At 71.5% G+C, this 20,828-nt stretch carries 18 protein-coding genes; 6 read left to right on the top strand and 12 right to left on the bottom strand.

Annotated elements, in window-relative coordinates; translation table 11 throughout:
• Nucleotides 1–383 precede the first annotated feature (383 nt).
• The gene (locus ACFVS9_RS16675) at nt 384–1,814 is read left to right on the top strand and encodes a PP2C family protein-serine/threonine phosphatase (RefSeq protein ID WP_389932920.1); all 1,431 of its coding nucleotides are present in this window, start codon (nt 384–386) and stop codon (nt 1,812–1,814) included.
• A gap of 151 nt (nt 1,815–1,965) precedes the next feature.
• Here ACFVS9_RS16675 and ACFVS9_RS16670 read toward each other — a convergent pair whose 3' ends face one another.
• A complete protein-coding gene (locus ACFVS9_RS16670) occupies nt 1,966–3,462 on the bottom strand; it encodes a hypothetical protein (protein ID WP_383118439.1) in 1,497 nt (498 codons plus the stop codon).
• Nucleotides 3,463–3,693: 231 nt separating this feature from the next.
• Here ACFVS9_RS16670 and ACFVS9_RS16665 point away from each other — a divergent pair, with 231 nt between their 5' ends.
• A complete protein-coding gene (locus ACFVS9_RS16665) occupies nt 3,694–4,830 on the top strand; it encodes an aminoglycoside phosphotransferase family protein (RefSeq protein ID WP_383118438.1) in 1,137 nt (378 codons plus the stop codon).
• A gap of 101 nt (nt 4,831–4,931) precedes the next feature.
• Here ACFVS9_RS16665 and ACFVS9_RS16660 read toward each other — a convergent pair whose 3' ends face one another.
• Nucleotides 4,932–6,263, bottom strand: coding sequence for an N-acetylmuramoyl-L-alanine amidase (locus tag ACFVS9_RS16660; protein WP_389932917.1), 1,332 nt, complete (start codon nt 6,261–6,263; stop codon nt 4,932–4,934).
• Between the two features lie 238 nt (nt 6,264–6,501).
• Between ACFVS9_RS16660 and ACFVS9_RS16655 the strand changes: the two genes are divergently transcribed.
• Complete coding sequence (locus ACFVS9_RS16655) at nt 6,502–8,745, top strand: germacradienol/geosmin synthase (RefSeq protein ID WP_389932914.1); 2,244 nt, start codon at nt 6,502–6,504, stop codon at nt 8,743–8,745.
• Here the strand turns inward: ACFVS9_RS16655 and ACFVS9_RS16650 are convergent.
• Nucleotides 8,708–9,208: a hypothetical protein gene (locus tag ACFVS9_RS16650; protein ID WP_031095964.1), complete on the bottom strand. Its 501-nt coding sequence runs from the start codon at nt 9,206–9,208 to the stop codon at nt 8,708–8,710. The genes ACFVS9_RS16655 and ACFVS9_RS16650 overlap by 38 nt on opposite strands.
• A gap of 46 nt (nt 9,209–9,254) precedes the next feature.
• Nucleotides 9,255–9,656: an ACT domain-containing protein gene (locus ACFVS9_RS16645; protein WP_383118435.1), complete on the bottom strand. Its 402-nt coding sequence runs from the start codon at nt 9,654–9,656 to the stop codon at nt 9,255–9,257.
• Nucleotides 9,657–9,809: 153 nt separating this feature from the next.
• Between ACFVS9_RS16645 and ACFVS9_RS16640 the strand changes: the two genes are divergently transcribed.
• On the top strand, nt 9,810–10,895 hold the full coding sequence (locus tag ACFVS9_RS16640) for a nitrous oxide reductase family maturation protein NosD (protein WP_389932911.1): 1,086 nt from the start codon (nt 9,810–9,812) through the stop codon (nt 10,893–10,895).
• 34 nt (nt 10,896–10,929) lie between these two features.
• The gene (locus ACFVS9_RS16635; protein WP_389932908.1) at nt 10,930–12,015 is read left to right on the top strand and encodes a methyltransferase; all 1,086 of its coding nucleotides are present in this window, start codon (nt 10,930–10,932) and stop codon (nt 12,013–12,015) included.
• A 73-nt stretch (nt 12,016–12,088) separates the two neighbouring features.
• On the opposite strand, the gene ACFVS9_RS16630 is transcribed toward ACFVS9_RS16635, so the two are convergent.
• The 7 genes from ACFVS9_RS16630 to ACFVS9_RS16600 all read right to left on the bottom strand — a co-directional run bounded on the left by ACFVS9_RS16630 (nt 12,089) and on the right by ACFVS9_RS16600 (nt 17,350).
• Complete coding sequence (locus tag ACFVS9_RS16630; RefSeq protein WP_383116319.1) at nt 12,089–12,421, bottom strand: TcmI family type II polyketide cyclase; 333 nt, start codon at nt 12,419–12,421, stop codon at nt 12,089–12,091.
• Between the two features lie 19 nt (nt 12,422–12,440).
• Nucleotides 12,441–12,920 (bottom strand): SRPBCC family protein, encoded by a 480-nt coding sequence (locus ACFVS9_RS16625; RefSeq protein WP_383116318.1) that lies wholly within the window; start codon nt 12,918–12,920, stop codon nt 12,441–12,443.
• A 1-nt stretch (nt 12,921) separates the two neighbouring features.
• Complete coding sequence (locus ACFVS9_RS16620; protein ID WP_383116317.1) at nt 12,922–13,179, bottom strand: acyl carrier protein; 258 nt, start codon at nt 13,177–13,179, stop codon at nt 12,922–12,924.
• 15 nt (nt 13,180–13,194) lie between these two features.
• The gene (locus ACFVS9_RS16615; protein ID WP_383116316.1) at nt 13,195–14,454 is read right to left on the bottom strand and encodes a beta-ketoacyl synthase N-terminal-like domain-containing protein; all 1,260 of its coding nucleotides are present in this window, start codon (nt 14,452–14,454) and stop codon (nt 13,195–13,197) included.
• Nucleotides 14,451–15,722, bottom strand: coding sequence for a beta-ketoacyl-[acyl-carrier-protein] synthase family protein (locus ACFVS9_RS16610; protein ID WP_383116315.1), 1,272 nt, complete (start codon nt 15,720–15,722; stop codon nt 14,451–14,453). The genes ACFVS9_RS16615 and ACFVS9_RS16610 overlap by 4 nt, the downstream gene beginning before the upstream one ends.
• Nucleotides 15,719–16,162, bottom strand: a complete 444-nt coding sequence (locus ACFVS9_RS16605; protein ID WP_383116314.1) for a cupin domain-containing protein — start codon at nt 16,160–16,162, stop codon at nt 15,719–15,721. Before ACFVS9_RS16605 ends, ACFVS9_RS16610 begins: the two co-directional genes overlap by 4 nt.
• A gap of 69 nt (nt 16,163–16,231) precedes the next feature.
• Nucleotides 16,232–17,350 carry a SchA/CurD-like domain-containing protein gene (locus ACFVS9_RS16600; protein WP_383116313.1) on the bottom strand — a complete coding sequence of 373 codons (1,119 nt, stop codon included), beginning with the start codon at nt 17,348–17,350 and terminating at the stop codon, nt 16,232–16,234.
• A gap of 273 nt (nt 17,351–17,623) precedes the next feature.
• Here ACFVS9_RS16600 and ACFVS9_RS16595 point away from each other — a divergent pair, with 273 nt between their 5' ends.
• Nucleotides 17,624–19,258 (top strand): FAD-dependent oxidoreductase, encoded by a 1,635-nt coding sequence (locus ACFVS9_RS16595; protein ID WP_383116312.1) that lies wholly within the window; start codon nt 17,624–17,626, stop codon nt 19,256–19,258.
• A 36-nt stretch (nt 19,259–19,294) separates the two neighbouring features.
• On the opposite strand, the gene ACFVS9_RS16590 is transcribed toward ACFVS9_RS16595, so the two are convergent.
• The gene (locus ACFVS9_RS16590; RefSeq protein WP_383116311.1) at nt 19,295–20,815 is read right to left on the bottom strand and encodes an alpha/beta fold hydrolase; all 1,521 of its coding nucleotides are present in this window, start codon (nt 20,813–20,815) and stop codon (nt 19,295–19,297) included.
• Between the last annotated feature and the right edge of the window lie 13 nt (nt 20,816–20,828).

Genomic DNA, 20,828 nt, shown 5'->3' with positions numbered 1-20,828 from the left:
CCCGGGGCCCGAACGCGCGGTCGAGGCATGCCCCGGCCATGACCTCGGAGGCGGCCTCGAATCGCACCGGGTTCCGCAGCCGCCCGGCGCGAGCCCGTCACTCCCCCGCGACCCCGCGTACGCCCCGACCCCGGCCGGTGTGAGCCGCAGGGGGCCGTGTGCGCGGGCGTACGCCCAGCTCGCCGCGCCGGGCGACTTGCGTCAACTGCCCACCAGGGGCAAGGGTGTTCGGCAGAACACCGCCCGGCCCGGCCGAAGGCATATGCCAGAAGCAAGAACGGGTCGAGTGTTGCCAAACCCCTTACGGGGCCTTCCCGCCTGTGCAACAGTCGTGTTCGGTCCACCCCCACGAACCGGCCGTGCCGCCTGTATCGGAGTACCAGATGCCGTCCCATCTGTCTGCGGACCGCCCCGCCCCACAGCCCCCCGAGCGCACCGCCGTCGACGCCCTCATCAGCAGGACGCGGCTGCTGCGCGGTGACGTGGACGCCGTGCGGCGCGACACCTCCGTGATGGACGACGACCCCCAGCTGCGCTGGCAGCGGGCGCTCTGCGAACTCGCCGTCCACCAGCTCGACGATCTCGGCGAGCACCTGGGCCAGCTGCGGGACGGCATCCCCCACCAGGTGACCGCCGAGGGCGCGGCGGAGGACACCGCCGCGACGGCGGCCGAGCCGGCGGCGGGCTCACTGCTCAGCAGGGTGGGCAGCGCCGAATGGAACCTCCTCACGGACGAGGTCAGCTGGTCCGACGAGCTCTACCGGATCTTCGGCAGGGAACCGGGAACGGGGGCGCTGTCCCTGGACGAGCTGCCGTCCGTCCTCCTCGCGGAAGACCAGCCCCTGCTGACGTCGATGGTGACCGACTGCCTGGTGGACGGCAGGCCGATAGACGGCGAGTTCCGGATCCTGCTGTCCGACGGCGGTATGCGGACCCTGCACATGACGGGCAAGCCCGTTCTCGACGAGGAGGGCTGCACCGCCTCGATGTGGGCGGTCCTGCGCGACGTCAGCAGGCTGCGGCGCAGCCAGCACATCGTGGGCAGGACGCGGGACACGGCGCGGCGACGGGAGCAGATGGCCCGGGCCGAGCACCGGATGGCCGTGGAACTCCAGGAAGCCGTACTCCCGCCGTGGCGCGGTTCGCTGCCGCTGCCGGGCCGGGGGGCGAGCGGCCTGGACATCGCCGCGCGTTACCTTCCGTCGGGGTCGAGCGATCTGATCGGCGGCGACTGGTACGACGCGCTGCCGCTGCCTGACGGGGGGACGATGCTCACCGTCGGGGACCTCACCGGCCACGGGATCCCGGCCACCTCGGCCATGGCCATGCTGCTCGGCGCCCTGCGGGGCATGGCGGTGGCGGGAGTCGGCCCGGGAGCCGTCATGGGGCATCTGAACCAGCTGATCGAATGCTCGGCGCAGCCCGCCCTGGGCAGCGCCGTGTGCTGCCGTTTCGACCCGGCGTCCGGCACCCTCGTCTGGGCGCAGGCAGGACACCCCGCACCGCTGCTGTTCCGCGACGGAGTGGGGCGTCCGCTGCCCGCGCCGGACGGGGTGCTGCTCGGGGCCACGTCCGGAGTGACCTACGAGCAGGACCAGGTGGACCTGCTTCCCGGCGATGTGCTCGTCCTGCACACCGACGGGCTGACGCGCAGGAGTGACCGGAGCACCGGCCCGGACATGCTTCTCGGGCTGGCGCCTCGCCTCACGCAGGCGCGTACGGCACAGGAGTGCGTGCGGACCGTGGTCGAGGAGCTCGGGACGGCCGAACGGCTCGACGACGCCTGTGTTCTGGTGGCCCGCGTCGAGGCGTGAGGGAGTACCGGCGGACTCGCGGAAGGTCCGTGGTGCCGGGATTCACCGCTCGTGCGTCCGGGCCGCCCCGCGTGCGCCCGGCCCCGGGGCATGTCTGTACCGCGGCCAGGAGGGTGGAGAGCGTCCTGCGCCCGGCATCCGCGGTGCGGGGTCAGATCTGGGATCCCTTGGCCTTCCTGTCGGACACGCGCGGTGGCAGGGCCCTCTCGATCTCCTCACGCAGGTCCTCGATCTTGCCGTAGCCCGCGAACTGACCGCTGAGCCGGTACATCTCGCGCAGCCGGTCCCAGGTCCGGTGCGAGGACGTCTCCCCCATCGACACCAGGGCGAGCCGCGCGTAGCGGTCGGCCTGCTCGGGGTCGTTGGCGAGGAAGCACGCGGAGGCGAGCGAGATGTAGTCGAAGATCTTGGACCGCTGACGGCCGTTCACCCTCAGCTCCAGCGCCTGCTTGGCATGCCTCTGCGCCGCGGACGCCGCGCTCGGATCGTGCTCGGCCAGCGTACGGAAGGCCAGGGCCTGCATCCCGTGCATGTCCGCCTCGTCGAACATCTGCATCCAGCTGGGCGGAGGTACGTCGCCCTTGTCCGAGACGAAGAGCTCCTCGGCCTCGCCGAGGGTGCGCCTCATCGCCTGGCCGCGTCCCATCGACGCCTGCGCCCAGGCCTCGATGGTGTGCAGCATGGCCCGGGTGCGCGGCAGGTTCCCGTCGCCGGAGCCGGACTTGGCGAGCTTCATCAGGTCCAGGGCCTCGTCCGGCCGGCCGAGGTGGACCATCTGCCGGGCGGCGCGGGAGAGCGCCTCTCCCGCCCGAGGACGGTCGCCGCCCTCGCGTGCCGCGTGGGCGGCGATCACGAAGTACTTCTGGGCGGTGGGCTCGAGGCCGACGTCGTGGGACATCCAGCCGGCGAGGACCGCGAGGTTGGCGGCGACGCCCCAGAGGCGGCGCTGAAGGTGTTCGGGGTGGCGGTAGGCGAGCATGCCGCCCACCTCGTTGAGCTGGCCCACGACGGCCTTGCGCTGGAGTCCCCCGCCTCTGGAGGCGTCCCAGGCCCGGAACACCTCGACCGAGTGCTCGAGTGCCTCGATCTCCTCGGACCCGATGGGGGCGGCCTCGTACAGGTCGAAGCCCGCGTTGTCGGCGTGCAGGGAGTCGTTGGGACGGGTGGCCCGGGCCGCCGGAGCGGGCTCGGAGTGCAGCCAGTCGTGCATGGCGCCGGAGATGGCTGAGCCGGTGGCGAGCGCGGCGCCCGCGCCCACCAAGCCGCGTCGGTTGAGCATGAGGTCCATTCCCGTGAATTCGGTGAGGACCGCTGCCGTCCGTTCGGGCGCCCACGGCAGACCGTCGGGATTGTCCTGCGTCCCGGCCTTCCGCCGTTTCCCCACACGCCCGCGCCGGCCGAACCCGAGGTCCTCGATGGTCACGACACGGCCGAGCCGCTCGGTGAACAGAGCTGCCAGCACCTCCGGCACGGGATCGCGGGGTGACTCCCCCGTGTCGATCCAGCGCCGGACCCGCGAGGTGTCGGTGGCCAGTTGGAGGTGGCCCATGGCCGCCGCCTGCCTGTTCACCATTCTCGCGAGCTCGCCCTTCGACCAGCCGGCCAGGCCGAACAGGTCGGACAGGCGGGTGTTGGGTTCTCCGGTCACGTCAAGCCCCCAGGTTCTCGGCTGACTTGACCCTAGCCCCCCGCCGGATGCCGGGCGAATATTCGCCAGGGTTCGCCAGGGGTCGCTAGATGTTGTGCCACCCGCGGGCCGGTGTCAGGTAGGAAAGCGCCACCCCGCCCGGCAGCTCTAGGTACTCCCCAGGGTGCCGAACGGCCGCCGGCCGGGGCGGCGCACGCAACTTGTCGGCGCACGAAGGGATCTGTCTCGCCCATGTACACAGCATCGTCCTCCGTGTCCGCCCCGCCCCGGCCGCTCCGCCCCTCCGGGGCGGGCGGCGGGCCGTATCTCGACCCCCGCGCCGCGTCACCGGCGTCCGGCACGGGTCGGACCCGGCGGGCGGCGGGGCCGGGCACCCAACCGCTCAGCGGACGGCTCGACCTGTCCGGCGTCCAGGGCGCGCAGCTGCGGATGGCCATCGCCTCGGTGCACCGCATCTGTCCGGAGTTCAACCCGGTGCAGGTGCTGCGCCGGAGCGGGCGCTCGGTGCTCATCGTGGGCACCACCGGCCGCGCGACCGCGGTGGCGAAGTGCTTACTCGATCACTCCCCCGCGTGGACGGAGCGGTTCAGGCACGAAATAGCGGCATACCGTGCCTTCGTCAGGCACCGCCCGCCGGTCCGGGTCCCGAGGCTCATCGCTGCGGACCCGGAGAACTGCACCCTGGTGATCGAGCGGATGCCGGGCCGTGTCGCGGCTCTGACGAGGCATCCGGCCGAGGCACCGCCCCGTGCGGACCTGCGGGCCGTGCTCGGAGCGGTCAGCCGGATCAACGCCTGGCGGCCGCCGGCCGGCCTGTTCGACGCCCCGCTGGACTACGCCTCGCGCATCGCCCGCTATCACGAGCTGGGTCTGTTCACCGACCGTGACCTGGGTGACCTGCAGAAGCTGCTGCACGGTCTGGCCCACGCGGGCGGGCGGCAGGGCATGGGCCAGTTCTGCCACGGCGACGCGCTGCTCTCGAACATCCTGCTGCCGCCCACGGGACCGGTGCTGGTCGACTGGGAGCACGCCGGCTGGTATCTGCCGGGGTACGACCTGGCGACGCTCTGGGCCGTGCTCGGTGACGCACCCGCGTCACGGCGCCAGATCAGCCAGCTGGCACAGGCCGCGGGCGCGGCGGCCCGTGACGCCTTCCTGGTCAACCTGATGATCGTGCTGACCCGGGAGATCCGTACGTACGAGACGGCGGTCCAGCGTGCCATGCGCGACGGCGCGCCGGCCGGGGGCGGGCAGGCGCGGCAGGGCGTGATGTCCTCCAGCGAGGAGCAGCGGCTGCTGCTGCGCAGGCTGCACGACGACTGCGCGATGGCCCGGCGGGCGGTGCGCGCGGCTGTGGGCACGCGCTGAGCTTGCCGGGGGCGACCGGCCTGACGAACGGGGGATGCGCGCTGCGGGACCGGTGCCGACACACGGGTCCCGCGGCGCGCCGTTCACGACTTCGCCGGTGCTCATGAGCCGGCGCGCACCACGTCGACGTCGGAGGCCTTCACGAAGCCGATGCGGTGGCCGATCTGGACCGTGACGTACGTCTGGGTTCCGCGGAAGTAGGTGTGGTCGTAGGGCTTGGAGGCGTCGATCGTCGGGGCGTAGAAGTAGCCGGTGGGTGCCTCGCCACCACCGGGGAAGGCCTGTCCCGCCTTGATGGTGTAGACGAGCGGGGTGCCCACGGTCGGTTTGACGAAGTCCGTCGGATACTCGCCCTTCTCGGGGTAGGCGACGCCGTACACCGGAACGTCCGCCTTGCCGGCCTTCGGCCGTACGACGCGCCCGGCCGTGGGGCTGACGACCCGGGTGCCCGCGGGAGTGCGGAGCCAGGCCTTCTCCCCGTACCACCAGATCGCCGTCCAGCCGGGTGCCCTGTCGGCGACGACGGCCTGCTGGGTGGCGTTGATCTTGCTGCCCCAGTCCGCGGCGCAGTTCGTCCCGGGGGAGCCGTCCGGGTGCAGCCCGGGGTCGGAGAAGAGGGGCGAGTCCTCGGACGGCCCGGTGTGGAGCGGGACCGCGCTGCTGCCCTGCCGGGGCAGGTCGATGCTCTTCTCGCAGTCACGGAACTCCTGCTGGTTCCTGGTGAAGTCCGCGCTGACGGTGACCAGTTCGCTGTTCTTGGGGGCACTGGGCACCGTGGGCCGGCCGAGCAGCGCCATGAAGCGGTTCCAGTCCCAGTAGGGCCCGGGGTCCCAGTGCATGTTCCGTGTCCCCGCCGCACTGGTGGGCGGTACTCCGTCGTGGCCGAGGATGTGCTGCCGGTCGAGCGGGATGCCGTACTTCGCGGCCAGGTGCCGGACGAGTCGTGCCGTCGAGCGGTACATCTCGGGGGTGTACCACGTGGCGCCCTCGGCCGCGACGCCCTCCTGCTCGATACCGATGGAGTGGGTGTTGAGGTACCAGTTGCCCGCCTGCCAGGCGACGTCCTTGTTCTTGACCATCTGCGTGACATGGCCGTCGGAGGAACGCACGACGTAGTGGGCGGAGGCCTGGTTGGCCGGGTTCTGGAAGATCTTCAGGGTGGTGTCGTAGTCGACCTCGGTGTCGTGCAGGACGATGAACTTGACGGCGTTGCTCCCGGGCCGGTCGGCGGTGTCGTAGTTGCCGTAGCTCTCCTTGTCCTCCGGGGCCCCGGTCTGCTGGTAGGCGGCGGGAACCCAGTCGCAGTCGAGGGTGCGGGGGCACTCCGGCCGTACGGGGTCCGCCCCTGCCGCCGCCGGGGAGAGGAGCGCCGCGCTCAGCGCCCCCGCCGTGGTCAGTGCGAGCGCGAGTCTGATCCTCTGCTTCGACGTCATGGCAACCCTTCGTGGGCGGGGGTGGCAGAGCGTTCCGAGGGAGCGCTCCCCGCGTGCATCGGTCGGCGCACACTCTGTGGCGGGAGGTGCCGGCGAGTCAAGAGTGCAGTGTGCCGCCGGTCCTGAGCTTGTGTGACTATTGCGCGCCGCGCGTGCCCCGGATGGCCGAAGGGTAGTGCTGGCGCCGACAGAACCGGTCCGGGTGGACCGCACGAGTTCTCGGAAAGGCCCGACACGCATGGCACAGCCCTTCTCGCTGCCGGACTTCTACGTGCCGTACCCGGCACGTCTCAACCCTCATCTGGAGGCGGCCCGCAGTCATACCCGTGCGTGGGCGCGCGGGATGGGCATGCTGGAGGGGTCCGGGGTCTGGGAGGAGAAGGACCTCGAATCCCATGACTACGCGCTGCTCTGCGCGTACACCCATCCTGACTGCCCGTCCGATGCCCTGTCCCTGGTCACCGACTGGTATGTGTGGGTCTTCTTCTTCGACGACCACTTCCTGGAGCTCTTCAAGCGCTCTCCGGACCGTGAGGGCGCGAAGCGGTATCTGGACCGTCTGCCCGCCTTCATGCCGATGGAGCGGGGGGCCGCGACGCCGGAGCCCGCCAATCCGGTGGAGGCGGGGCTGGCCGACCTGTGGGCCAGGACGGTTCCCGGTATGTCGGACGCCTGGCGGGCCAGGTTCGCGGAGTCGACGGAGAACCTCCTCAACGAGTCCCTGTGGGAGCTCTCCAACATCGACGAGGGAAGGATCGCGAATCCCGTCGAGTACATCGAGATGCGGCGCAAGGTCGGCGGGGCACCGTGGTCGGCGGGCCTGGTGGAGTACGCGGCGGACGCCGAGGTCCCCGCGTCGCTGGCGCACTCCCGTCCGCTCCGGGTCCTGCGGGACGCCTTCTCCGACGCGGTGCACCTGCGCAACGACCTCTTCTCCTACCAGCGCGAGGTCGAGGAGGAGGGTGAGAACAGCAACGGCGTACTGGTGATGGAGAGGTTCCTGGACTGCTCGGCCCAGGAGGCCGCGGAGGCGGTCAACGATCTGCTGACCTCACGCCTCCAGCAGTTCGAGAACACGGCTCTCACCGAACTGCCCCCGCTCTGCGCGGAGAAGGGCCTGAGCCTTGAGGAGACGGCCGCCGTCCTCGCGTACGTCAAGGGTCTGCAGGACTGGCAGTCCGGGGGACACGAGTGGCACAGGCGCTCCAGCCGCTACATGAACGAAGGGGCGGCGGCCTCCGAGCCGCTGTCCGGTCTCGGGATGGCCGCCGCCTCCGTCCGCTTCACTCCGCGCTCCGAGTCGGCGCGGCTGCGCGGCCGCGCCCATGTCCCGTACCAGCACGTCGGGCCCTCGTTGCTGCCCGACTTCGAGATGCCGTTCACCACCACGCTGAGCCCGCATCTGGCCGGTGCGCGGGTACGGATCGTGGAGTGGTCGCGGCGGATGGGGCTCCTGGAAGCGCAGCCCGGTGTGCCGGGCTCGCACATCTGGGACGAGAACCGCCTGATCGCGACGGATCTGCCGCTGTGCGCGGCGGGGCTCGCTCCTGAGGCGACACCGGACGAGCTGGACCTGTCGTCGGCCTGGCTGACCTGGGGGACGTACGGCGACGACTGGTATCCGGCGGTTCACGGCCGGACCCGTGACCTGGCGGGGGCACGGGTGGCCAACGAGCGGCTGTCGCTCTTCATGCCGCTCGACGGTTCCGCCGTGCCCGAACCGGCCGACGCGCTGGAGCGGGGCCTGGCCGACCTCTGGAGGCGTACGGCGGGGCCGATGGACGCGGGCGCGCGCCGGAGCTTCCGGGAGGCGGTGGAGTCGATGACGGCGAGCTGGCTGTGGGAGCTGGCGAACCAGGCGCAGCACCGTGTTCCCGATCCGGTCGACTACGTGGAGATGCGTCGCGCCACCTTCGGTTCGGACCTGACGATGAGCCTGTGCCGGCTGGGGCACGGCAGGAAGGTGCCCCAGGAGGTCTACCGCAGCGGGCCGCTGCGTTCCCTGGAGAACGCGGCGGCCGACTACGCCTGCCTGCTCAACGACCTGTTCTCCTACCAGAAGGAGATCGAGTTCGAGGGCGAGGTGCACAACGGTGTCCTGGTCGTGCAGAACTTCTTCGCGGTGGACTATCCGACGGGGGTGGAGATCGTGCACGACCTGATGAAGGGGCGGATGCGACAGCTCCAGCACGTCGCCGAGCACGAACTGCCGGTGCTGTACGACGATCTCTGTCTGGACGCGGAGGCTCGCGAGACGCTGGCCGGCTATGTGCGGGAGCTCCAGCACTGGATGGCGGGCATCCTGATCTGGCACCGGGAGTGCCGGCGCTACCGCGAGGAGGACCTGCGTCGGGGATCGGCCGCCCCGTGGCACCTCGGGGGCCCCACGGGGCTGGGGACGTCGGCTGCCGGGATCACGCGGCTGCTGACGCGGAGGGGCCGGGTCAGCCCTGCTGGAAGAGTTCAGCGGGCAGGGGCTTGAGCAGGGCGTAGAGGTCGTCGGTGATCGGCCGGTCCCAGCTGGCGATGGTGACGAGCACGCCGTCGCTCCGGTCGAACTGGACGCAGGAGATCCGGCTCTCGGAGAGCTTGATCCGTCGCACGATCAGCAGGCTGTCGCCCTGCATGACGGGCACGTCCTCGGTGCCGGTCACCTCGACGGGTTCGTCGTTCTCCAGCGCGAGGAGGAGCTGGGCGACCTCGAAGGGGACCTGGCCCTCCTCGGTCTCGCGCGCCGGTGAGCCCTCCGGCAGATTGCCGATGATCATCGCGGGGCCGCGGCCGCCGAACAGGTCGTAGCGCAGGAACACGCCCTGGCAGCTCCCGTCGGGAGCGGGGAGCAGACCGGCGCCGAGGTTGCCGGGCCAGTCGCCCGGGTCCATGGCCAGGACATCGAAGTCCGGGCCCGCGGGTGTGGCGGCGCTGCGGCGGCGGAGGAAGGACATGGGCCCATGTTACGTGTCCCGGCTCACGTCGCGGAGCCGGGCACCGCTACCCGGACTCCGCGGCCAGCGCCTCCAGCACGCCGACCGCATCGGTCGCACGGGCGTACGGCACGAACAGGTGGTCGTGGTGGTATCCGGCCACCACGTTGCAGCTGATTCCGGCGTCCGTGAGGGCGAGGGCGACGGCCGCGGTCAGTCCGACGGCGTCCAGCGCGGAATGTACGCGGAGGGTGATCCAGCCGGCGGCGAAGTGGTAGGCCAGCCCGGCGGCCACGGCCTGCGCCTCCGGGACGACGAGCGTCAGCCCTTCCTGCTCGGAGACGGTGACCACGGGGGTGACTCCGGCGGGCACCTCACCACCGGGCAGGGCCGTGTAGACGTAACGCCCCGGCTTCAGCTCCGGCCGCATGCCGTGCAGCAGTGTCCGGAGATCGCGCTCACCCGTCATGGGGCCACGCTACGACCGCGTGCGCGCACGCGCGCCCCGGGGTGCCCGGACACGGCCGGGCACCCGGGGCGCGCGTAAGCCATTCAGGCACGCCATGTATCCATACGCTCACCTTGCGTGGCAGCGGCGGTTGATCGCCCATAGCTTCGGCTCATGAGGAAAAGACACATGAAATGCCTGGCGGGTATCACTCTCTCCACGGCCACGGCACTGGGTCTCGCGGCCGCTCCCTCAGCCGCCGCGGGGCCCAGTGATCATGTGGTGCGCCCGGGCGATTCCATTCAGAGTGCGGTGGACGCCGCGCAGCCCGGTGACACCATCGTCGTCCTGCCCGGCACGTACCGCGAGAGCGTTCTCATCACCAAGCCGGGCCTGACGCTGCTCGGTACCCGTGGCCGGACGGTGATCGCTCCGGCCGCGGCCGGAGGTGCCAAGGCCGCCAACGCCTGTGCCACCGGCGGGAACGGCATCTGCGTCATCGGGACCAAGGGCCGCACCGTCGACGATGTCAGCATCCGCTCGCTGACCGTCTCGGGTTTCGAGGAGAGCGGCATCTGGGCGTCCTGGACGGACGGGCTCAGCGTGCGCAAGGTCACCACCCGGAACAACGGGACGTGGGGCATCGCCCAGGAGCGGTCGACCCGGGGTGACTTCCGGCGCAACACCGCCACGGGCAACGGCGACGCGGGGATCTTCGTCGCCAACTCGGTCAGCGAGGAGGGCGGTGCGACCGACACCGGCGGGACGGCGGTGCTGGAGAACTCGGTGAGCGGGAACCGCATCGGCGTCACGGTCCGCCGGGTGAGGAACCTCGTCGTCGACGGCAACACCCTGACGGGCAACTGCAGCGGGATCTTCGTCGTGGGCGACGAGTCGAAGCCCGCGGCGGGGGCGATGACGATCAGCGGGAACCGGATCCTCGAGAACAACAAGTTCTGTCCGGCGACCCCGCGCCTGTCCGCGATCCAGGGATCCGGAATCGTCCTCACCGGCAGTGAGGCCACGGACGTGCGGTCCAACATCATCCGGGACAACGTCGGCTCGACCCCGCTGTCCGGCGGAATCCTGCTGTTCAAGAGCTTCGTGGGCGCGCTGAACACGGACAACACCATCAGCCGCAACGTCGTACAGGGCAACAAGCCGGCCGACCTCGCCGACCGTGACACCTCGGGGACCGGCAACACCTTCGTCAGCAACACGTGCGGGACGTCCGTCCCGGCCGGGATGTGTGCCGGATGACGGCTCACCGACGTTCAAGGAGGAACGAGACGGTATGACCACCGTGAGCCCCACCCCCGAGACCACCCCCGTGGCGACCCCTCCGGCCACGCCCGGGAGCGCGGCGGACCAGACCCCGCCGCCGGCCATGCGGCTCCGGGAGCTCGCGTTCGGGGCGGCCTGCGCCGCCGCCGTCCGCGCGGCGGCCAGGCTCGGCGTCGCGGACGCCCTGGGCGAGAAGCCGGCGTCCGCCGCGGACCTCGCCCTGGTCGTGGACGCCGAGCCCCTGCCGCTGCGGCGGCTGCTGCGCGCGCTGTGCTGCTACGGGATCTTCAGCGAGACGGCGGACGGGAAGTTCGTCCACACGGAGATGTCCCGGCTGCTGCGCGAGGACGACCCGAACAGCCTCCGGTACATCTCCCTGTGGTGCACGGAGCCCTGGACCTGGGAGGTCTGGCCGCGCCTCGAGGACGCGGTCCGCTCCGGCACGAGCGTCTTCCCGGAGACGTTCGGCAAGGGCTTCTTCGACTACCTCCACGAGGACGCCGGCGAGTCCGCCCAGGTGTTCAACCGGGCGATGACCACCTCCAGCGTGCAGTCCGCGCAGGACGTCGCCGAGCTCCTCGACCTGACGGGGGTGTCCTCGGTCGCCGACATCGGCGGTGGCCAGGGGCACGTCCTCGCCAGCCTGCTGGAGAAGCACCCGTCGGTCCACGGGACCCTCCTGGACCTGCCGGGTGTCGTGGCACGGGCGGACGCCAGGCTGCGGGAGGGCGGTCCGCTGGCGGACCGTGCCCGGATCGTGCCCGGCGACTGCCGTGAGGACATCCCCGTCGAGGCGGATCTCTACATCATCAAGAACATCCTCGAATGGGACGACGAGAGCACCCGCAGGACCCTGCGCAACGTGATGGCGACGGCCCGTCCCGGTGCCCGTGTGGTGATCATCGAGAACCTGGTCGACGACAGTCCGTCGATGCGGTTCACCACCGCCATGGACCTGCTGCTCCTGCTCAATGTCGGGGGTGCCAAGCACACCCGGGAGAGCCTGGTCGGACGGATGTCGGACGCGGGTCTGCGGGTGGGCGAGGTCCACCCCGTCAACGCGTACCTGCACGCGTTCGAGTGCGTCGTGCCGTAGCCCGCGGCCGCGGCGCACGGAGACCGCCCCGGGTCCGGCACTCAGGTGCCGGACCCGGGGCGGTCATCGTGTGTCAGGCGGAGCCGTCGCTCTGCCACCGGTAGAACTGCTGCGCCATCGCGTCCTTCGGACCGCGCCAGGTCTGCGGGTCGTAGGGACTCACGAAGGCGGTCAGCCGGTCGCTGATGGCCTTGAACTCCGGGTGCTCCGTCACCTTCGCGATCTCCGGGCCCGGGGGCCGGTCGGACTCGATCAGGTGGAGGTACACGTCGCCGAACTGGAACAGGGTGCGCCTGTTCACGCCGACGAGGTGCGGGAGATCCGTGTTGTCGGAGGCCTCGAACAGCTTCGCGATGTCCGGCGCGGACTCGGGCGCCATCCGGGCGACGATCAGTGCGTGGTGCATCTGGCTGCCTTTCGGGGCATCAGTTGGCGGGGACCGAGGCGGAGCGGCGCTCCCGGTCGCGCTGCTCGATCTTGTCGCGGATGAGCTCCATCTGGACGCGGGAGTTGCGGTTGATGTTGTCGGTCATCCACGCGTCGTCGACCGGGGCGTCGGGGCGCATCGCGAAGTCCTGGCGCCAGCGCATGAGCGTACCGCCCTTGACCTCCGAGTACTCCCAGCGGATGTCCATGTGCTGGAAGGGGCCGGGCTCGACCCTGCGGGCCTGGACGTTGCGCCCCTGGCGGTCCGTGGTGCGCTCGGAGACCCAGCTCCAGACCTTGCCGTTGTCGTCGGGGTGCATGGTGAGCCGGAAGGTCGTCTTCTGGCCCTCGCGCTTCATCACCTCGACGGCGGCGTACTCGCTGAACAGCTGCGGCCAGTTCTCGAGATCGTTCGTCATGTCCCAGACGAGGTCCAGGGGGGCGGCGATGGTGATCTCGTTCTCGGTGTGTCCGGACACGTCAGACTCCTGTCACTGGGGTGTTGTTCACGAGGGCGAGGAACTCCCCCGGGGTCCTGCACCGGTCGGCGTCGGGCGGCAGGGGGCGGCCGTACCGGTTCTCCAGCGCGGCGACGATGCCGAGGAGGCCGAGCGAGTCCAGGCCGTACTCGTCGAACGCCGAGCCGGGACGGCCGGCCATCTCCGAGGGGTCCACCGTGAGGCCGGCGCCGTTCTTCATGAGCACGGCCAGCTCTTCGTAGGTCAGTTGATCGTTCATGGGGACTGCTCCTTCTCACACAGAGGTGTCGGTGGGGCGCCGCAGCACCAGGGCCGCGTTCGAACCCATGAGTCCTCGGCTCAGCACGAGCGCCGTCCGCAGCTCCGCGGAGCGCGCCCGCCCGGTGACCACGTCCAGGTCGTGGCACACCTCGAAGACGTTGGGTGTCGGCGGGATCAGACCGTGTTCCATGGCGAGCACCGCGGCGGACGTGTCCAGCACGGGGGCGCCGCAGTAGGCACGGCCGGTTCCGGTCTTGGGCGCCGTCACGGGGACACGCCGTCCGTGCGGGCCCAGGGCGTCGGCGATCGCCAGGGCCTCGGCCCGGTCGGCTGCGGGCACGCCCATCGCGTCCGCGAAGACGACGTCGATCTCCTCGGGCGCGCAGTCCGCCTCGCGGAGCGCCCCTTCGATCGCCCGGGCGAGTCCCGCCCGGGACTCCTCCCACCGGGAGGCGCCCGTGAAGGTGGCGGCGTGACCGGCCAGTTCGGCCCGGATCCGCGCACCGCGCGCGCGGGCCGCCGTCTCCTCCTCGACCACCAGCATCGCGCCGCCCTCGGCCGGCACGAATCCGCAGGCGTCCGCGGTGAACGGCCGGTAGGCGCGGGTGGGTTCTTCGCAGAGACTGAGGTCGTCGTAGCCGAGCTGGCAGACGACCGAGTACGGCGCGAGGGGTGCCTCGGCCGCGCCGACGACGACGGCGTCCGTGCCGCGCCGGATGGAACGTGCGGCGTGCATGAGGGCGTCGAGGCCGCCGGCCTCGTCGCTCGCCACGACGGCGCACGGCCCCTTGAAGCCGCCGCGGATGGAGATCTGGCCCGTGCTGGCCGCGTAGAACCAGGCGATCGACTGGTACGGGCCGACGAAGCGGGAGCCCTCGCCCCACAGCCGCTGAAGCTCACGCTGGCCGAACTCGCCGCCGCCGGAGCCGGCGGCGGTGACCACGCCCACCTTGAACGGCGCGCCCTCGTAGTCCGCCCGTCCGAGCCGCGCGTCGTCCAGGGCGAGGTCGGCGGCGGCCATCGCGTAGTGCGTGAACCGGTCGGTCTGGACCAGGAAGCGCTCCTCGATGAACGCGACCGGGTCGAAGTCCCTGACCTCGCCCGCCACCCGCAGCGGGAGGTTCTCACAGCCCTCGCGGGAGACGAGGTCGAGGACGCTGACGCCTTCCTGGGTCTGCTTCCAGAAGGCGCCGGCGCCGGTCCCGTTGGGGGCGACGACACCGATGCCCGTGATGACGGAACCGCGGTGTGCCGGTGTTGCCGGGGCGTTCATGGGGTCCTCCCGCCTGATCGGGTCATGGCGACCGCGGACTGGAATCCGCCGAAGCCGCTGCCGACCGAGAGCACGCTGCGCAGCTTGAGGGGCCGTGCGGTGCGGGGTACGTAGTCCAGGTCGCACTCGGGGTCGGCGGTCTCGTAGTTGGCCGTCGGCGGCACCGTCTGGTGCTTGAGCGCCAGGACGCAGGCGGCGATCTCGATCGCCCCGATGGCGCCGAGGGAGTGCCCGACCATCGACTTGATCGAGCTCATGGGCACCTTGTACGCGTGCGCGCCCAGGGCCCGTTTCACCGCTGCCGTCTCGTGCCGGTCGTTCTGCTTGGTGCCCGAGCCGTGCGCGTTGACGTAGTCGACCTGCGAACCGTCGAGCCGGGCGTGCGCGAGGGCGGTGTTGATGGCCTCGGCCATCTCCAGTCCCTCGCTGGTCAGCCCGGTCATGTGGTAGGCGTTGCCGAAGGTGGCGTAGCCCGATATCTCGCAGTAGACGGTCGCCCCGCGGGCGCGGGCGTGCTCCAGGTCCTCGAGCACGAGGACGGCGCCGCCCTCGCCCATCACGAAGCCGTCCCTGCGGGCGTCGAACGGCCTGGAGGCGTGCTCCGGGTCGTCGTTGTTCGCCGAGGTCGCCTTGATCGCGTCGAAGCAGGCCACCGTGATGGGGGTGATCGGCGTGTCGGACGCTCCCGCGACGCAGATGTCCACCCGGCCTTCCTCCACGGAGTGGAAGGCGTACCCGATGGCGTCGAGGCCGGAGGTGCAGCCCGTCGAGACCGTCTGCACGGGCCCGTGGGCGCCGACCTCCTCCGCGACCGCGGAGGCGAGCGTACTGGGCGCGAACGCCCGCTCCAGGTGTGCGCCCGCCGGCCGGTGGTCGACGTCCCATCGGGCACCGCTGCCGCTGACGGCGACGTAGTCGTGCTCCAGCCGCGTCGTGCCGCCGACCGCGGTCCCGAGGGAGACCCCGATGCGCCAGGGGTCCTCCTTCTCGAGGTCGAGGCCGGCGTCACCCAGCGCCTCCCTGGCCGCGACCAGGGCGAACTGGATGTACCGGTCCGAACGCGCGATCAGCTCCGTGTCCAGGCCCTGGGCGACGGGATCGAAGTCGCACTCGGCGGCGATGCGCGAGCGGAACTCCGACGGGTCGAACAGGGTGATGCCGCGGGTGGCGGTACGGCCGTTGGCGAGCAGGTCCCAGAACGCCGGGGCTCCGATGCCACCGGGTGCCACGACGCCGACGCCGGTGACGGCCACGCGCCGCCGGGTCACGAGGCCGCCCCCGTTCGTTCTGGCGGCGCTCCGCGCTCGGCGGTCTCCGGGACCTCGGTGACCTCGGTGTCCACGTGTCCGAGTTCGGGACGCGGGGCGAGCGGGCCGAGGTGGAAGACCATGCGCGCCTCCACGTCGCCCACGTTGCGGAAGCGGTGGCGGACATGCGGCGGGATCAGCAGGCCCTGGTCGGGCCGCATCGCGTGCACCTCGCCGTCCAGGTCCACTTCGAGGAGCCCCTGCACGACGTACACGAACTCCTCGGAGTACGGGTGGTAGTGCTCGCCGATGCGGTCACCGGGGGCGACGAGGGCCAGCCCCATGAAACCGCTGGTGGCGCCCACCGCCGTGGGCGTGAGCAGGGCCCGCAGGTCGCCTCCGCGCCTGCGGTTGGGCTGAGTCTCGCTGAGGTCCACGATGCGAGGCCGGTGGGTGGTCATGGCTGTTCTCCTCCAGGCACGTTGTGCGGTGTGACGGCGGCGCGGGGTGGCCCCGCCGCCGGTGACGCATCAGGACTCGGCGGCCCGACGGTCGGTGATCAGGGTCATCTCGGCCTGCGCGAGGAAGCGCGCGGCCTCCTGGTCGGTGGTCGGCAGACCGTTGGCACCGCCGTCGAGCAGCCTGCCGAGCATGGCCGCCTTGCGGTGGCCGCCGATGCCGAGTGCCTGCGTGGGCTGTGCACCGAGCGGGCCCTTCACTTCGAGGAGACGCACCACGATGTCGTCCCGCTGGAAGATCGTGCTGCTCTCGATCGGGCTCGAGGCGTCGTTCGCCTCTTCCTCGTCCTGGCCGGCGAGCAGCCTGGCCAGTGCCATGCCGCAGCCTTCCTTGGCCTGGTAGAAGAGCGAGTGGCGCTGGACGTCCCCGGGGGCGTGGCGCCCCGCCTTCACGTGGTGGACGGTCGGGAGCGCGGCCCGGGTGAAGAACATCCGGGCGGAGTCGGGATCGCTGAGGTCGCGGTCCTGCTCCAGGTACGGGTTGATGGCCTCTTCGACGGCCCTGACCTCGGGCTGGCGTGAGACGTGGCGCAGCGCGGCCATGAGGTCGCCCTCGACCTCGACCGCTCGCACGACACGGTTCCCGTGCATGAAGAGCGAGGTGCGGCGCAGCCGGGTGTTCTCGTCGACGCGGGCCTGCGGGGAGTCGTAGTCGGCGAGGAGCTTGGCGACCATCTCCTCCGTGCCGGGCTTCACCGTGAAGGTGAGCGCGTGGCGCACGATGCCGTCTCCGAGCCGGGGGGCCGACTGGAGGCGTCCCTTGGCGGGCTCGGGCGTGTTCTCGAAGCCGGCCCCGGTCTCGCGCAGGACGCTGAAGCGAAGGGAGCGTGTGTCACGTACGCAGCTGTGCAGCGGCTGCACCGTCGCCACGTGCTCCTCGCTGTTCACCCAGGCGAGGAACGGCGGCGCGCTCTCCCACTCACTGGTGATGAGCCACTGCGAGGGGTTCTCGATGGACTGGCACAGCTGGTCGCTGATGTGTCCGGGGATCGAGGCCACCTGGTTGCGCATGTGCTCGTACGCCTCGAGGAACTGGTTCTGGGCGCCGTCGTGCAGGTCCAGCAGCAGTATGACCCGGAGCCTCGAACCGTCGAAGGCGGACTGCGATATCCGTTCCGAGAGGGTTGTCATCTTTCGCTCTCCTTCGAGAGGATGCGGTGGCCACATCCCGTGGCCACCCGTCATCCGTCGGTTTCGGTGGAAGCGGCGCAGGCCCCTGCCCGCCGGCGATGTGTCGTCCGCCCCCGCGTCGCGAGCATCGCTCCCGCGACTGATCGTGGAACGCTGGTACGGGCGGCGCGAGATTTATGAACCGTTCAGGTGAGGAGTCGTCCGAAGCCCGCCCGAGGGCTTCCGGCGAGGGCATGGACACTGCATCCGTCACGCGTCCAGCTGGAGCACCTGATGAATGAGAACGTCGACCTCCGCGTACCGGTCCTCATCGTGGGCGGGTCCCTGGTGGGCCTGTCCGCGTCCCTCTTCCTGAGCCGGCTCGGCGTCCGCCACCTGCTGGTCGAGAAGCACAGCAGCACCTCGACCCACCCGCGCGGGCGCGGCAACAACGTCCGCACGATGGAGGTGTTCCGGACCGCCGGCGCGGAGCAGCTGATCCGGGACGCCGCGTCCGTGCTGGCCGACAACCACGGAATCCTCCAGGCCGGATCGCTCACCGGGGACGACCAGGAGTGGTTGTTCAAGGAGATCGACCCGGGTGGCGGGCTCGCCAGGTTCAGCCCGAGCGGCTGGTGCCTGTGCAGCCAGAACGACCTGGAGCCGGTGCTGGTCGAGCACGCGCGGGCGCAGGGCAGCGAGCTGCGGTTCTCCACCGAACTGCTCACGTTCGAGCAGGACGCGGACGGGGTCACCGCCGTGGTGAAGGACCGGGAGACCGGGGAGCACACGACGGTGCGCGCGGACTATCTCGTCGCGGCCGACGGGCCCCGAAGCCCGGTCCGGGAGCAGCTGGGCATCGGCCAGACGGGCCCGGGTGACCTCTTCCACAACGTGAGCATCACGTTCCGCTCGGAGCGGCTGGCTTCCGTGGTGGGTGACCGGCGCTTCATCGTCTGCTACCTGACCGATCCGGAGGCGGACGGTGCACTGCTTCCCGTGGACAACGTCGAGCGCTGGGTGTTCCACGCACCGTGGCAGCCCGACCGGGGCGAGACCCTGGAGGACTTCACCGACGAGCGGTGCGCGGAGCACATCCGCAGGGCGGTCGGAGCGCCGGACCTGGACGTCGAGATCACGGGCAAGGCGCCGTGGCACGCGGCCGAGCGGGTCGCCGAGCGGTACGGCTCGGGCCGGGTCTTCCTGGCCGGCGACTCGGCCCACGAGATGTCCCCCACCGGGGCGTTCGGCTCCAACACCGGCATCCAGGACGCGCACAACCTGGCGTGGAAGCTGGCCGCCGTGCTCGACGGGGCGGCGGGGCCCGGTCTCCTCCGTACGTACGAGGAGGAACGGCTGCCGGTGGCACGGGCCACGAGTGCGCGCGCGTCGGCCCGTTCGGGGGAGCACAGCCACCCGGGGTACGCGGGTTCGCCCGGTCCCGGCGGAGGCCCGAAGGGCGGCATGCTCACGGTCGCGCTCGGATACCGCTACGCGCGGGGCGCCGTCCTGGGGGTCGACCCGGACCTTCCGGTGGTCCCCGAGGGCATGGGCCTGACGGGCGATCCCGGTACGCGGGCACCGCACATGTGGCTCGGCCGGGACGGTGGGCGCGTGTCGACCCTGGACCTCTACGAGAAGTCGTTCGTGCTGCTGTGCGACGCCGGGCGTCCGGAGTGGCGTTCGGCGGCGGAGCAGGTGGCGAAGCGCCTGTCGGTCCCCCTCCAGGCCTTCGGGATCGGTTCCGCGCCGGGCGCCGACCTGGAACCCGGGGACGGGGCGGACTGGGCCGCCGTCCACGGCACGTCGGCCGAAGGCGCCGTCCTGGTCCGCCCCGACGGGTTCGTGGCCTGGCGCTCGGAGGGTGCCGCGGCGGACCCGGAGGCGACGCTGTACGAGGTCATGACGACCCTGCTCCACCGCGACTGACGTGGCGGAGTCGGCCGGCGGGTCCGGCGGGGCCCGTCAGCCGACTCCGAACGCCCTGAGGACGGCGAGGAACGCCTTCGGGTTGTCGGTGTGCACCAGGTGGCCGGCGTCGACGGAGGCGAACCGGCCGCCGGGTATCTGCCGGGCGATCCACGCCAGCTGTTCCTGGTCGACGTGGCTGCGGGAGCCTCCGACGACGAGTGCGGGAGCGGTGATCTCTGCCAGGGACTCCCGCACGCCCGGGTCCGGGGCGTTCAGCTGGGCGTCGGTGGAAGGGACGACCCGCCAGTCGTAGCCGAGCTCCCCCGGTGGCCGCTCGGCAGGGGGGCGGGGCGGGTCGAGCGGGAGCAGGGGCGGCGGGTCCTCGACGACCAGCGCCCCGACCAGCGCCGGGTGCCGTTCGGCGAGCAGCAGGGCCGCCGTACCGCCCATGGAGTGCCCGACCACCGTGGCGCCGGACAGGTTGCGGGCCTCCAGGAAGGCGTGCAGGTCGTCGCGGAAGAACTCGAAGGAGTAGCGGCCCGGCCAGTCGCTCAGACCGTGGCCGCGGAAGTCGAGCGCGTACACCCGGTGGCGGGCGGCGAGCTCCTCGGCGATCCCCGTCCAGTCCAGGCTGCTCCCGCCGCGTCCGTGCGCGAGGACGACGGGCGGGGCGGAGGGGTCGCCCCAGGTGCGGTACGCGAGCCGGATCCCTCCCGCCTGGACGCTGCTGACGTCGGGGTCGAGGAAGGCGGCGACGGCGCGGACGAAGGCGCCGGGGCCGTCCAGCCACGGGAAGTGGGAGGCGCCCCGCTGGACGACGAACTCCGCGTGGGGGAAGAGCGCGGCGAGTTCCGCCGCGCGGTCGGGGCTGGGCCCGCCGTCGTACTCACCGGCGAGGACGAGCACGGGCACCGGCAGTTCCCGCAGCGCGGCGACCGCCGCGGTGGTGTCGAGGCCGCTCTCGGGGTAGTAGAGCGACCCGGCCAGGGCGTTGCGCTGGGAGGGGGACTCGGCGGCGTGCGCCTGGGCCGCGGTGTCCCAGCGCCCGTAGGTGAACGGCCTGACCGCGGCCCAGGCCTCGGGCGTGGCGCGTCCGGCCTGGATCTCCTCCAGCGCGGCCCTGGCTTCCGGGTACCAGGGTTCCCCGGAGCGCAGTTCCGCCGCCTCACGCCGGTCCTGGTCGGTGGCGGGAAGGCCCAGGGTGGCCGTGGCGGGTGTGACGAGCGTGAGGGAGCGCAGCCGCTGCGGGTACTTCGCCGCGTAGAGTGCCGCGAGCTCACCGGCGGCGGAGTGGCCCAGCACATCGGCCCGCTCGAGACCGAGGTGCGCGCGGAGCGCCTCGACGTCGTCGACGAGCCGGTCGATCCGGTACGTCGCCGGGTCCTGGGGGACGGCGGATCCGCCGGTGCCCCGCAGATCGAGCAGGACGAGCTGCCGCACCCGGGACAGGCCGCCGAGGTCACCGAAGTAGCGGGCCGCCCGCATCGGCCCGCCGGGCAGGCATATCAGCGGTTCGCCCTCACCCACCAGGCGGTAGGAGAGCTCGGTTCCGTCGTACGTGCTGAAGATCGGCATAGCGTTCATCCAA

Source organism: Streptomyces sp. NPDC058008 (assembly GCF_042886395.1).
Taxonomy (GTDB): domain Bacteria; phylum Actinomycetota; class Actinomycetes; order Streptomycetales; family Streptomycetaceae; genus Streptomyces.
This window is presented reverse-complemented; position numbering and strand designations above follow the sequence as displayed.

Coding starts and splice junctions, on each gene's coding strand:
- ACFVS9_RS16665 (WP_383118438.1), top strand. CDS start 3,694: ATGTACACAGCATCGTCCTCCGTGTCCGCCCCGCCCCGGCCGCTCCGC.
- ACFVS9_RS16600 (WP_383116313.1), bottom strand. CDS start 17,350: ATGACAACCCTCTCGGAACGGATATCGCAGTCCGCCTTCGACGGTTCG.
- ACFVS9_RS16605 (WP_383116314.1), bottom strand. CDS start 16,162: ATGACCACCCACCGGCCTCGCATCGTGGACCTCAGCGAGACTCAGCCC.
- ACFVS9_RS16615 (WP_383116316.1), bottom strand. CDS start 14,454: ATGAACGCCCCGGCAACACCGGCACACCGCGGTTCCGTCATCACGGGC.
- ACFVS9_RS16640 (WP_389932911.1), top strand. CDS start 9,810: ATGAGGAAAAGACACATGAAATGCCTGGCGGGTATCACTCTCTCCACG.
- ACFVS9_RS16590 (WP_383116311.1), bottom strand. CDS start 20,815: ATGCCGATCTTCAGCACGTACGACGGAACCGAGCTCTCCTACCGCCTG.
- ACFVS9_RS16645 (WP_383118435.1), bottom strand. CDS start 9,656: ATGACGGGTGAGCGCGATCTCCGGACACTGCTGCACGGCATGCGGCCG.
- ACFVS9_RS16595 (WP_383116312.1), top strand. CDS start 17,624: ATGAATGAGAACGTCGACCTCCGCGTACCGGTCCTCATCGTGGGCGGG.
- ACFVS9_RS16635 (WP_389932908.1), top strand. CDS start 10,930: ATGACCACCGTGAGCCCCACCCCCGAGACCACCCCCGTGGCGACCCCT.
- ACFVS9_RS16620 (WP_383116317.1), bottom strand. CDS start 13,179: ATGAACGATCAACTGACCTACGAAGAGCTGGCCGTGCTCATGAAGAAC.
- ACFVS9_RS16675 (WP_389932920.1), top strand. CDS start 384: ATGCCGTCCCATCTGTCTGCGGACCGCCCCGCCCCACAGCCCCCCGAG.
- ACFVS9_RS16650 (WP_031095964.1), bottom strand. CDS start 9,208: ATGTCCTTCCTCCGCCGCCGCAGCGCCGCCACACCCGCGGGCCCGGAC.
- ACFVS9_RS16655 (WP_389932914.1), top strand. CDS start 6,502: ATGGCACAGCCCTTCTCGCTGCCGGACTTCTACGTGCCGTACCCGGCA.
- ACFVS9_RS16630 (WP_383116319.1), bottom strand. CDS start 12,421: ATGCACCACGCACTGATCGTCGCCCGGATGGCGCCCGAGTCCGCGCCG.
- ACFVS9_RS16660 (WP_389932917.1), bottom strand. CDS start 6,263: ATGACGTCGAAGCAGAGGATCAGACTCGCGCTCGCACTGACCACGGCG.